A 13,321-nucleotide genomic window follows, 5' to 3' on the forward strand; every position below is an offset into this window, starting at 1 on the left:
GATACATTTTTTATTTTTTAAATGAAATTTATGTACATATTATTAAATAACAACATTATAATACAACTATAATATTATAATAAATGTAAATATGACGTTTCAAACATTCATGTCACTTATAATACTAGAAAATATACTTGTTGTTTTAAGTTTTATTATAACGTTAATTTTATTAGTTTAATAAACAATTAGCTATTTAGTGAAAATAATTGTTATATTTTTTAAATTAATAAAAAAATAAAAAAAGGAAGGTTTTATGGATTTTATTTCTAATTATATGTTATTTTTTTCTAAAATGTTTACTATAATTTTATTAATTTTACTTTCTACTATTATATTTTTCAATGTCGTACGAAAAAAAAATCAAAAAAATTTTAAGCTCGATATTATATCTTTAAATGATCATTATGAATCAATTAAAAATCAAATTTTTTTTTCTATGATGTCAGCATATGAAAAAAAAATATGGAAAAAAAATTGTAAACAAAAGAAAAAAGAACAATTAAAAAGTGATATACAATTTGTTAAAAAAAATCGTCATCAACTTTTTTACAAGAAAAAACCTACATTATATGTATTAGATTTTAAAGGTAATATTAATGCAACAGAAGTAACTTCACTACGCGAAGAAATATCAGCAATACTTTTAGTTTATCGAGAAAAAGATGAAGTATTATTACGGTTAGAAAGTGGAGGTGGAGTAGTAAACGGATATGGTTTAGCAGCTTCGCAATTAAAAAGATTAAGAGAAAAAAACATATATCTAACAGTTTCTGTAGATAAAATTGCAGCTAGTGGAGGATACATGATGGCATGTGTAGCTAATCATATTATGGGGTCTTCATTTTCCGTTATCGGATCTATTGGAGTCATAGCTCAAATACCTAATTTCTATAAATTATTAAAAAAAAATAACATTGATATGGAATTGCATACATCTGGAAATTATAAAAAAACATTGACTATGTTTGGAGAAAACACATCAGAAGATCGCGAAAAATTTTGTTCTGAACTGCATTCCACTCATACTTTATTTCAAGAATTTGTCAACAATATGCGACCATCATTAAACATTGAAAAAGTTTCTAATGGAAAATATTGGTTTGGAGCTCTTGCTTTAAAAAAAGGGCTAATAGATAGTATTAGTACTAGTGATGATTTTATCATGTCAAAAATTAAAAATTTTTCTGTATTACAGCTTAAATATACTCAAAATCAAACAACATTAGTTTCTCTTTTTTTAAAGACAATAAAAAGTTTTAAAAATGTAGTATACAAAATATTAAATATATAAATTTGTTATAATAAATAATACCATTTCTCATTATATACAATGAGTTTAAATTCATTTAAAAAATTTTTTTTTATTCTATATTAGAATTATGCGTACTATAAATATGACATAGTGATCTATTAGAAATATTAAAAAATTAAAGATATAAACAATAAAAAGTTTTATATTTTATTTGTAATTTTTATAAAAATGTTGATAAAAGTTATTATTTTGAAATAAAAAAATTTTATATGTTGTTGAAATGTTGTATTACATTACTATATTTTTTATTTCGTATTATATTATGAGTATAATAGTATTAATTAAGATTTTAAACGAGTATATTATTATGATAAATAAAAAATTAGATATTGTCTTAATAAATATTTTAATAATATCATTTTACAAAGAATTAATCTGTTAGTTGTATTTTACCTTAAATTTTTTTTAATATTTTTTAAAAGTAACAGGTGCAAATATGTTATGTAATAGTATTGTTAAAACTTAAGTATTTTCGTAATTCTATAAGAATTACTCGCATTAATTTTGCATTCCCGACTAGTACAGATCTAAATAAAAAATAATTATTACCTCCATTTGGATCACTAATTAACCCCCCAGCTTCTTTAACTTGCAAAAATCCTGCTGTTAGAATAAAAGGTTGTATATCAAAATTACACAAAAAATCTAATCTTCCAACAGAAATATAGCTGTAATCAAGGTTTATACATCCTGTTGATCTTAATTTAACATTTTCTAATAAGAATGTATTAACAATTTTTAAAAAGTTTTCATTAATATGATATCTTTTATATGGAAGAGTAATTCCAATTAAACTGCGATTTAAAACACTAACATTATTACATCTCATTCTATATCCATTTAATTGAGCTCCTTGTCCTTTAACAGCAGTAAACAATTCATTTCTGAGAGGATCGTATATTACAGATATTTCAGTAGTTTTACGAATTATAACAGCAACAGAAACACAAAAATGTGGTAAATTTCTTTCAAAATTGCTAATTCCATCTAATGCATTAATAAACCATACTATTTCTGACATTTTAAATACTATATTAGTATTTTTTTGTGTAATGATAATGTGTTCTGGATAAGATTTATGAATAATATTAATCATTAATTTTTCTGATATTTCAATCATTTTAGAAATTAATTCATGTTTTCCAGCTTGTTTTTCATAGTGAATCTTTTGATTGTCATAGTTTTGAATAAGTATATTTCCGCCTTTTCTGACTACACGAATAGCAATATTAAGAATGGGATGCATAATTGTCCTTATCTAACGAATATTAATTATATAATACAGTTATAGATTTATCTTTTATACTTTAAATATGTATGTTCTTTGATTTTTTAAAAAGTTAATTTCTTATGCAATAATAATCATATAAAGATCATTATTTTTGTAATTTATAATAATTATATATCAAAATATTTGTTTTTTTAAAATATTAAATTTTATAATATCAAATTTTATATTTTACTTTAATATATATTTTAAACATTATTTACTAGGATTGATGCAATGAACAAGTTTTTAAATATATCTCATAATACTAAAATTAATCTGTTAAATTTTGATTTAAAAAAAATGCGTAATTTTTTTTCGTCTATAGGTGAAAAAGAATTTTGCGCAGTACAAGTTATGCAGTGGATATATAAATACTATTGTGATGATTTTGAAAAAATGTCTAATATTGGAAGAAATTTAAAAAAAAAATTATCACGATTATGTTACATCGCTCCTCCTTTGTTTTTAAATCAAATTACTTCTTTGGATGGTACAATAAAATGGAATGTTTCCATTGATAATTTTTTCGTAGAAACAGTTTATATTCCTAGTAACAAACGTATAACATTATGTATTTCGTCTCAAGCAGGTTGTCCTTTATCTTGTAAATTTTGTTCTACTGGAAAACAAGAATTCAATAGAAACTTAACTATATCAGAAATAATAGGACAAGTTTGGTATGTCGGCAAGCTGATATATAATAAACAATTAATAAATATTAAAAAAATTACTAATATAGTTTTAATGGGCATGGGAGAACCCTTGTTAAATTTAAAAAACGTTGTAAATGCATTGAATATCATAATTGATTCATCAGGATTTAATTTTTCTAAAAATCGTGTAACTTTATCCACTTCAGGAGTTGTACCTGCTTTAAAAAAACTTACGAATATGATCGATGTATCATTAGCCATTTCTTTACATGCATCTAATGATATTGTTCGAAATCAATTGATGCCTATTAATAAAAAATATAACATTCAAATGGTGTTAGATGCAGTTAAATTATATCTTAAACATTCTCATGCTAATAGAGGAAAAGTAACAATAGAATACGTTATGTTGCATAACGTTAATGATCAATTGTATTATGCGAAAGAATTATCTTCTTTATTAAAATGTGTTCCTAGTAAAATAAATTTAATTCCATGGAATATTTTTCCACAAAGCAATTATATTCCTAGTAGTAATATTAATATTAAAAATTTTGCTAATATTCTTATAAAAGGAGGGTATTCTACTACGATTAGAAAAACAAGAGGCGCTGATATTAATGCTGCTTGTGGACAATTAACAGGTAAAATTTTAAATGTTTCTAATATAAGCGTATCAAAAAAACATTGAAAAGTTATGTAATATCATTTCGCTATAAATTATTTTATTTTATTATAAATAATGTTCATATTTTTTATGAAATTATTTTAAATATATTTAAAACAAATTTTTTAAAATATGGATTGAAACATGAATATAAAAAAATATATTAAAAGAAGAAAATCTGATCGGATTTATATAGGAAATGTACCAGTTGGTGATAATACACCTATTTCTGTTCAAACCATGACAAATACAGAAACTACTGATATTTCTGCTACAGTTAAACAAATTATACAGTTAAAAAATGTCGGAGCAGAAATAATTCGTATTTCTATACCTACTATGGAAGCTGCAAATGCATTTAAAAAAATTAAAAAACAAGTTGATGTTCCTTTAATTGCAGATATACATTTCAACTATAAAATAGCGATAAAAGTATTAAATTATGGAGCTGATGGTTTAAGAATAAATCCTGGAAATATTGGAAATAAAAATAAAATTAAGCAAGTAGTAGATTGTGCAAAAGATAACGATGTACCTATTAGAATCGGTGTTAATTCTGGATCTTTAGAAAAGGATATATTAGAAAAATATAAATTTCCAACTCCAGAAGCATTATTGGAATCAGCTATGCGGCATGTAAATTATTTAGATAGTTTTAACTTTAACAAATTTAAAGTTAGCATAAAATCTTCTGATATATATATAGCTATCCAAGCCTATAAATTATTAGCAAAAAAGATTAGTCAACCTTTACATATAGGAATAACTGAATCTGGGGGTTTTCGTAATGGAACAGTAAAATCTTCTATCGGAATTGGATTACTGTTATTAAATGGTATTGGTGATACGATTAGAGTCTCATTAGCTACAGATCCAATAGAAGAAGTCAAAGTAGGATTTGATATACTTCGGTCATTGCATATTCGTTTAAAAGGAATTAATTTTATCGCTTGTCCTACTTGTTCTCGTCAAGAATTTGATGTTATTACAACAGTTAATATTTTAGAAAAAAGATTAGAAGATATAAAAACACCTATAAATGTTTCCATAATTGGATGTGTAGTAAATGGTTTAGGAGAAGCTCTTACTTCTACTATAGGAATCACTGGTTATAGAAAAAGCAGTGTATTATATGAAGATGGAGTACGTCAATTACGACGCATTAACAATGATCAAATTATTGATGAATTAGAAAAGTATATTCGAAATAAATCTAAAAAATTATTGTTACTAACATAATTTTTATTGATAAATTGTTATTATTCATATTTTAATATTTTTAGAAAGGTAAATCAGTGAATTCAACAATTCAATCCGTAAAAGGCATGCACGATTATATTCCTAAAGATGTTCGAATTTGGCAGTACATAGAAAAAATTTTAAAACAAATCTTATCTAGTTATAGTTATCAAGAAATTCGTTTTCCTATCATAGAAAAAACAGAACTATTTGAACATAACATTGGGCAAGCTACTGATGTGATTGAAAAAGAAATGTATTCATTTCAAGATAGGAATAAAAATAGTCTTACACTTCGCCCAGAAGGAACAATAGGATGTATGCGATCTTGTATTAAACATGGATTATTAAGACATTCAGAGCAAAAATTATGGTATTTAGGACCAATGTTTCGTTATGAAAAACCACAATATGGACGATACAGACAATTTCATCAATTAGGAATTGAATCTTTTGGTTTATTAGGACCAAATATTGATTTAGAAATTATTTTATTAATTCAAAGAATTTGGAAAAATTTAGATGTTTCTCAGTATATTAGTTTAGAATTAAATACTATTGGATCAATCAATGATAGAATTAATTACAAGAAATTATTATATTCATATTTTAAAAAATATGAATCTATTTTAGACGAAGATTGTAAACGTCGATTATATACAAATCCATTTCGTATTTTAGATAGTAAAAACAATGCTATAAAAGATCTTATTCATAAAGCTCCAATTTTGATGGACTATGTTGATCATGATTCTTTAACACATTTTAAACAATTATGTACATTTATGAATGATATAGGTATTTCTTATACTATTAACCATAAATTAGTTCGAGGATTAGATTACTATAACAAAACTGTATTTGAATGGAAAATAAAAAAACTAGCATCAAAAAATACTATTTGTGCAGGTGGTAGATATGATTATCTATCTCAATCTTTTGGAACTTTTGCAATTCCTGCTATCGGTTGCGCTATCGGAATGGAGCGATTAGTATTATTATTAAAGTCATCAAAAAAATCATTGAATTTTACAAATTTTATTGACATTTTCATTATTTTTTTACACAAAGATATAGAATTATATGCAATAAAATTATCTGAAAAAATTCACGAAGAATTACCATGTAAAAAAATTCAAATTAATTTTTTAAGTGGTAATATAAAAAAGCAATTTAGTAAAGCAAGCAAATTAGGTGTTCGCATAGTATTATTGTTAGGTTATATAGAAATACAAAATAAAACAGTATTAATAAAAGATCTTGAATCAAATACGCAAAAAACTTTTTTAATAAAAAATATTATTCAAGAGCTAAAAATTATTTTTAATAAATAATTTTTTACAATAAAAATATTATATAACAATATTAAAAAATGATAATACAATATACATTGTAGTGAGAAATCGAAATTAATTAATACGTATATTATAATTTTAATTAATATAAAAGGATACATTTGTGTTCAACATTGTTAAAAGTATTAAAGACTATGATTTAGATGTATGGAATATTATGAAACAAGAGGAAAATCGTCAAGAAAATCATATCGAATTAATTGCTTCAGAAAATTATGCTAGTTTATGTGTTATGGAAGCACAAGGATCTATCATGACTAATAAATACGCAGAAGGATATCCAAATAAAAGATATTATGGAGGTTGTGATTATGTAGATATGATAGAACAATTAGCAATTAAACGTGCTAAAATTTTGTTTGACGCAGACTATGCCAATGTACAACCTCATTCTGGATCACAAGCTAACTTTGCAGTTTATAATGCATTATTAAGTCCAGGAGATACTATATTAGGCATGAGCCTTTCCCATGGTGGGCATTTAACTCATGGATCTTCAGTAAATTTTTCAGGTAAACTATATAAATCTATTTCTTATGGACTCGATGATGAAGGTAACATTAACTACTCTCAGATAGAAAAGTTAGCTAACACTTATAAACCAAAAATGATTATTGGAGGATTTTCTGCTTATTCTGGAATATGTAACTGGAAGTTATTTAGAGAAATCTCTGATTCTATTAATGCATATTTTGTTGTAGATATGGCTCATATTGCTGGTTTAGTAGCTGCTAACTTGTATCCAAGTCCACTGAAATACGCGCACGTTGTAACTACCACTACACACAAAACTTTAGCAGGTCCTAGAGGAGGATTAATTCTGGCAAAAGGAACGAACAATGAATCTTTATATAAAAAAATAGATGCATCAGTTTTTCCTTTTTGTCAAGGTGGACCGTTAGTTCATGTTATCGCAGCTAAGGCAGTTGCATTAAAAGAAGCAATGAGTTCTGATTTTAAAGTATATCAAATGCAAGTAATGAAAAATGCTCAACTTATGGTAGAAGTTTTTTTAAAAAGAAAATATGTAGTCGTTTCAGGAAAAACGTTGAATCATCTATTTCTACTAGATTTATCAAATACAAATTTAACAGGAAAAGACGCCGAATCAGCATTAAATATGGCTAATATTATTGTAAATAAAAACAGTATACCTAATGATGTTCGAAGTCCATTCATTACTTCAGGAATACGAATAGGAACACCAGCAATCACAAGGAGAGGTTTCAAAAAACTAGAAGTATACAATCTATCTCATTGGATTAGCGATATATTGGATGATGTAAATAATATTTGTAGTATGTCTAAAATAAAAGAAAAAGTGTTAGATTTATGCAAATTATTTCCTGTGTATAAATAATGTTAGTAAGTATTACGCAATATTATACCATCTACATTAGATGGTGTAATCAAATTGTTGTATAGCAATATTTATTTTGCATTTTTTGTTAATTCATTTTTTGCATTAGGTAGTATAATAGTAATATTTGAATTGTAAAATTTATCTATATTTTTAAAATGTTTCACATATCCTAAAAATTGAGATTTCAAATATTTTTTTAAAATTATGATATATTCGAAATCATATTTATTTATAGGAGATAAATAATTTACAATCCAGCCTAAAAATGTAACACCTGCATCTAAAATAGCTTGTTGCGTGAGAATTGCATGATTAATGCATCCTAATTTAATACCTATTACTAAAATTACACTTAATTTTTCTTTTATTACCCAATTTGAAAATGTAATTTTTTCCGATAGAGGCGTATGCCATCCTCCGGCACCTTCTACTAATACATAATTAGATTTTTTTTTTAAGTTATGCAAACCCAGCGATAATTTATCTGTACAAATAGGAATAGAATATTTTTTACTTGCAAGATGAGGACTAATCGATTCAGGAAAAAAAAAGGGATTTACTTCTGAATAAGTTAATTTAATAGTACTAAAACGTTGCAGTAATAGTGCATCACTATTTTTTCCATTATTTTTATTAGATCCAGAAGCAACTGGTTTATATCCAACAGCATGATATCCACTATTTTTGGCTAATATTAATAATAAAATAGTACATATTGTTTTACCTACATTAGTATCTGTGCCAGTTACAAACCAACATTGTTTCATTAATACGTTACTCCAAAAACCATTAATAATTTAATAAATGTTGACATTACCTTAAAATTAAAAAATTAAGAAATAATTTTTTAAAAAATAAAATAATATTTTCATTATTTTAATCGTAATTAATTTTTTAAAGTTATTTTTTAAAAAAAAGACTTAAAACATTAAATTAATAACGATTTTTTAAAAATACATAAAAACTACATGAATAGCAATAATTAAAAATAAATATATTAATCGTCTTTAATAGTTTTAATTATTTTAGTATATTCTTACCTTGATAAATTTCTAGTTCTACCATACTATTAATTTTTTTATATTGACATACTTAGTGTAATGTTTAAAATTAAAATAAAATTATTAAATAAAAATGCATTATTATGAAACGATGATTAAAAATTTTTTTATGAAACTAAATTAAAAAAATTTATCACTATTACTTTAATAATGTATGTCATGTTTTTTTTTGCATCATTTATTTACAATTATTTAAAAATACAAAAAATAAAGATAGTTCTTTTGATTTAAAAAATACTTTGCATAGTTCATTGTAATGCATATGCAAATGATAATTTTAATATTTCACATCAGAATAGAATTCTATTTTTTATTACGATTAAATACAAATGTTGATAACATTATATAATAATTTTTTAAAAATATGAGCGAAATATTTTCTGTGGCAATATATTGTTACTTTAATTTATTAACTATACATATCTAAAAATAAATTATATTTTTTATTGCAAAAATTAACATATTTTTAGAAAATTATTTTTTTGTAATATAATATTTTTTCTTTAATAATTTTATTGCATGTAGAATTTCAATGTTTTAATCATTAAATACCCGCGTTATAATATTGTATTTGTGTCGTATCTTGTATTTTACTTATAATATTTTTTATATATAAATAATTTTTTGAATTAATATAATTATTTTTTGAATTTAATCCTAATTTTTTGAACAAATTTAGATCAGTATTTTTTGTAGGGTTAGGAGTAGTCAGTAGTTTACATCCATAAAAAATAGAATTAGCACCAGCCATAAAACACATTGCTTGAGTTTGTTCGTTCATATTTTCTCGACCAGCCGATAAACGTATATAAGACTTAGGCATCATTATTCGTGTTACTGCAATAGTTTTTATAAAATCAAATATATCTATATCTTCATTATATTCCATTGGTGTCCCTTTTACTTTCACTAACATATTTATAGGTATACTTTCTGGAACTATTGATAAATTAGACAGTTGTATTAGTAATTCTATTCGATCATTAATTTTTTCTCCTAATCCCATGATTCCTCCAGAACATACTTTCATTCCAGACTGTCGTACCACTCTTAAAGTGTTTAATCTATCTTGATAGCTTCTAGTTGTTACAATTTTTTTATAAAAATTTTCTGAAGTATCTAAATTATGATTATAAAAATCTAATCCTGCTTTTGCTAGTTTATTTGCTTGATTTTCATTCAAAGATCCTAAAGTCATACATGTTTCCATTCCTATTTTTTTTACTTCTTTAATAATTTCTTCTAAATATGGTATATCTTGATCTTTAGGGTTTTTCCAAGCTGCTCCCATACAGAATCTTTCAGATCCTGATTTTTTAGCTTCTTTAGCAAACTTCAATATTTGTTTTATGTTCAATAATTTTTCTTTTTTTACATTGGTTTTGTATCTAGCACTTTGAGGGCAATATTTACAATCTTCCGGACATGAACCTGTCTTAATTGATAATAAAGTACTAATTTGAACTTCATTTGGATTAAAATTTTTGCGATGAATGGTTTGAGCAAAAAACAAAAGATCAAGAAATGGTAAATCAAATAATAATTTCACTTTTTTAAAATCCCATCTTTTTTTCATTATTAATTCCAAAAATTGTTTATTTAAATAAATAAAAGTTTATAATTGTAATTTCATTTTTTAATAATATTTTATGAATAAATCTGATATAAATTTTGATCAACAACATATTTGGCATCCTTATAGTTCTATGATTAATCCGTTACCTTGTTATTTAGTAAAATCAGCTCAAGGAGTTTTTTTAAATTTAAGTAATGGTCAGAAATTGATTGATGGAATGTCTTCATGGTGGGCGGTTATTCATGGATATAACCATCCTAGATTAAATCGTGCATTAAAAAATCAAATAAACCGAATGTCTCATGTTATGTTTGGTGGTATTACACATCATCCAGCTATTTCATTGTGCAGAAATCTTATAAAGATTACTCCAAAAAACTTAAATTGTATTTTTTTGTCAGATTCAGGTTCTGTAGCTATCGAAGTAGCAATAAAAATGGTATTACAATATTGGAAATCATTAGGTAAAAACAAAATTAAGTTTTTAACTATAAAAAATGGGTATCACGGCGATACATTTTCTGCTATTTCAGTATGTGATCCAAATAATTCTTTTCATAATTTATATAGTAATTTTTTTCCAAAAAATTTATTTTCCGATGCTCCTAAATGTTCATTTTACAATAAATGGGATGAACAAGATATATATTCGTTTAATAATTTTATAGAAAAATATAAAGATGTCATTGCAGCTGTTATTTTAGAACCTATTGTACAAAGTATAGGTAGTATGAATTTTTATCACCCAACGTTCTTAAAGAAAGTAAGGTTATTATGTAATACATTTGAAATTCCATTAATTTTAGATGAAATTGCTACAGGATTTTGTAGAACTGGAAAATTTTTTGCTTTTGAACATGCAAATATCGTTCCAGATATTCTGTGTATTGGAAAAGCTATAACAGGAGGAACTATAACTTTATCTGCAACATTAACGACAAAAAAAATTGCAACAACTATTAGTAAGAATAGTATATCAGGGTGTTTCATGCATGGTCCTACATTTATGGCTAATCCGTTAGCATGTGCAGTAGCAAATGAAAATATAAAAATGCTTCAAGAAAATAGATGGAAAGTACAAATTAAAAATATTGAAAAATGTTTCCGTTTAAACTTATTACCTTTACGCAGTCATCCTGAAGTGAATGATGTTCGCATTTTAGGTGCTATTGGAGTTGTTGAATGTATGCATATTATAAATGTTGCATATATGCAAAAATTTTTTGTAAAAAATGGCGTATGGATTAGACCATTTAAAAAAATTATTTATCTTATTCCATCTTACATTATTGACGAAAATTCTTTAAAACAACTTATACACGTTATTTCTATTGCATTAGATCATAAAAATTTTTTTATACGATAAAATACATTTTTGTTTTATTATAAATGTTAATAATATTAATTTTTTTATTCATTACATTTTATAGATAGATATCCATATAGGTCTATTTCCAGTAGGATATCTATTTTTAAATGTTAATAATCCTGTTTTAGAACGTACATTATAAACACTAATACTATTTGATTTTTCTCCAGCAACAATTAAAATTTTTCCAGTTGTATCGATGCAAAATGATCTTGGTTGTATTTCTGTTTGAATATATCCAATGATTTTTATATTGTTAATATCTTTATCATTTTTTATAATTGCAATACTACTATTACTTCTATTAGAAGCATATAAATATTTTTCACATAGAGAAATATGAAGATCTGACGACCATGCGCAGTGTATAAATTCATGTGATATGACATTGATATTTTTTAAAAATGTAATGATATTACATGAATTATTTACATTCCATATACTTATAGTCCCATTTAACTCATTGATGCTAAATAAACGATTGATACTTTTTTGAAAAATCATATGTCTTGGACCAGAATTGTTTTTTACTGATATAAATTTTAATTGATTTTCTAATAGTACTCCTGAATTTGTAAAATTATATAAATAAATTCGATCACTTTTAAGAGATGATACGAACAAATTTTTATTGTTATGATGCATTAATGATGCATGACATCCTTTTATTTCATGTATAGTTTGTATAATAGGTTGAGGAATTCCATATGAGTTAATTGGAGAAATATTTATGCAGTTAAAATGATAAGAACTAGAAAACAAATATTTTTCAGTTTTATCTATTTCAAAATGATTAATACTACAAAAAATATTAGAACATCCTATTTGTGTCAACGTACCATTGGTTTCAATTTGATATACATAAATAGAAAATTTAGGACGTATTCCTAAATATAAACGTTTTGTATTTTTTACGATAAGAATAGGTTGAGGTTCACCATCAACTTTTAAGACTTGAATTAAGTTTAGAGACCAATCAGAATGTATTTCCCATACTTCTATTTGTTGACTGTTTGCGCTAGAGACATAAAGTATTTGTTTCATGCATCAATTCCTAATTGAAAATGACAGATAATATATGTACATTATGTGTCAACTAATATCAAAAATGTTACTCATTTATGATGTAATATTTTAAGTTATAATATATTTTGATTACGAAAAATTTTATATTTTCAAAAATATAAAATTTAAAAAAATTATATACTATATTGGTAATATTTTAATATTTCTTTAATACAAATTGGATTTATAAAACATAATGTAGTTTTTTAATAAAAAATAAATTAAAGTACATATAAAAGTTAATATACACAATAGAGTACTATTAGAATAACAAGTAAAGAGCACAAATATAGTATAAACTTATCAATTAAAAAATTGTACGTATAATGTATATGTAAATATTTATTTAAAAACAGTTAAAATAAATAATTAATAACATATATTCTAT

General features: G+C 24.1%; 10 protein-coding genes. 6 read left to right on the forward strand and 4 right to left on the reverse strand.

The features are described 5' to 3' along the window. The first annotated feature begins 256 nt into the window (after positions 1 to 256). Positions 257 to 1,294, forward strand: a complete 1,038-nt coding sequence (gene sohB / locus U0T59_01320) for a protease SohB (GenBank protein ID XBC43558.1) — start codon at positions 257 to 259, stop codon at positions 1,292 to 1,294. A 460-nt stretch (positions 1,295 to 1,754) separates the two neighbouring features. Here the strand turns inward: sohB and U0T59_01325 are convergent, their stop codons facing one another. Next, positions 1,755 to 2,561, reverse strand: coding sequence for an inositol monophosphatase family protein (locus tag U0T59_01325; GenBank protein ID XBC43559.1), 807 nt, complete (start codon positions 2,559 to 2,561; stop codon positions 1,755 to 1,757). A gap of 249 nt (positions 2,562 to 2,810) precedes the next feature. Here U0T59_01325 and rlmN point away from each other — a divergent pair, with 249 nt between their 5' ends. The 4 genes from rlmN (at position 2,811) to glyA (ending at position 7,859) form a co-directional block, all read left to right on the forward strand. Further along, a complete protein-coding gene (gene rlmN / locus U0T59_01330) occupies positions 2,811 to 3,929 on the forward strand; it encodes a 23S rRNA (adenine(2503)-C(2))-methyltransferase RlmN (GenBank protein ID XBC43573.1) in 1,119 nt (372 codons plus the stop codon). A gap of 120 nt (positions 3,930 to 4,049) precedes the next feature. Beyond that, positions 4,050 to 5,144 (forward strand): flavodoxin-dependent (E)-4-hydroxy-3-methylbut-2-enyl-diphosphate synthase, encoded by a 1,095-nt coding sequence (gene ispG, locus U0T59_01335; GenBank protein ID XBC43560.1) that lies wholly within the window; start codon positions 4,050 to 4,052, stop codon positions 5,142 to 5,144. 56 nt (positions 5,145 to 5,200) lie between these two features. Continuing rightward, positions 5,201 to 6,478: a histidine--tRNA ligase gene (gene hisS / locus U0T59_01340; GenBank protein XBC43561.1), complete on the forward strand. Its 1,278-nt coding sequence runs from the start codon at positions 5,201 to 5,203 to the stop codon at positions 6,476 to 6,478. Positions 6,479 to 6,602: 124 nt separating this feature from the next. Then, the gene (gene glyA, locus U0T59_01345; GenBank protein XBC43562.1) at positions 6,603 to 7,859 is read left to right on the forward strand and encodes a serine hydroxymethyltransferase; all 1,257 of its coding nucleotides are present in this window, start codon (positions 6,603 to 6,605) and stop codon (positions 7,857 to 7,859) included. Positions 7,860 to 7,930: 71 nt separating this feature from the next. Here glyA and bioD read toward each other — a convergent pair whose 3' ends face one another. Next, positions 7,931 to 8,629 carry a dethiobiotin synthase gene (bioD, locus tag U0T59_01350; protein ID XBC43563.1) on the reverse strand — a complete coding sequence of 233 codons (699 nt, stop codon included), beginning with the start codon at positions 8,627 to 8,629 and terminating at the stop codon, positions 7,931 to 7,933. A gap of 838 nt (positions 8,630 to 9,467) precedes the next feature. Next, positions 9,468 to 10,499 carry a biotin synthase BioB gene (gene bioB / locus U0T59_01355; protein ID XBC43090.1) on the reverse strand — a complete coding sequence of 344 codons (1,032 nt, stop codon included), beginning with the start codon at positions 10,497 to 10,499 and terminating at the stop codon, positions 9,468 to 9,470. 73 nt (positions 10,500 to 10,572) lie between these two features. On the opposite strand from bioB, the gene bioA reads away from it, so the two are divergent. Continuing rightward, on the forward strand, positions 10,573 to 11,865 hold the full coding sequence (gene bioA / locus U0T59_01360) for an adenosylmethionine--8-amino-7-oxononanoate transaminase (protein XBC43091.1): 1,293 nt from the start codon (positions 10,573 to 10,575) through the stop codon (positions 11,863 to 11,865). Between the two features lie 51 nt (positions 11,866 to 11,916). Here the strand turns inward: bioA and pgl are convergent, their stop codons facing one another. Further along, complete coding sequence (gene pgl, locus U0T59_01365) at positions 11,917 to 12,912, reverse strand: 6-phosphogluconolactonase (protein XBC43092.1); 996 nt, start codon at positions 12,910 to 12,912, stop codon at positions 11,917 to 11,919. Positions 12,913 to 13,321: the final 409 nt, after the last annotated feature.

Origin of the sequence: Buchnera aphidicola (Meitanaphis flavogallis) (assembly GCA_039830035.1) — a bacterium.
Classification (GTDB): Bacteria; Pseudomonadota; Gammaproteobacteria; order Enterobacterales; family Enterobacteriaceae; genus Buchnera_B; species Buchnera_B aphidicola_AZ.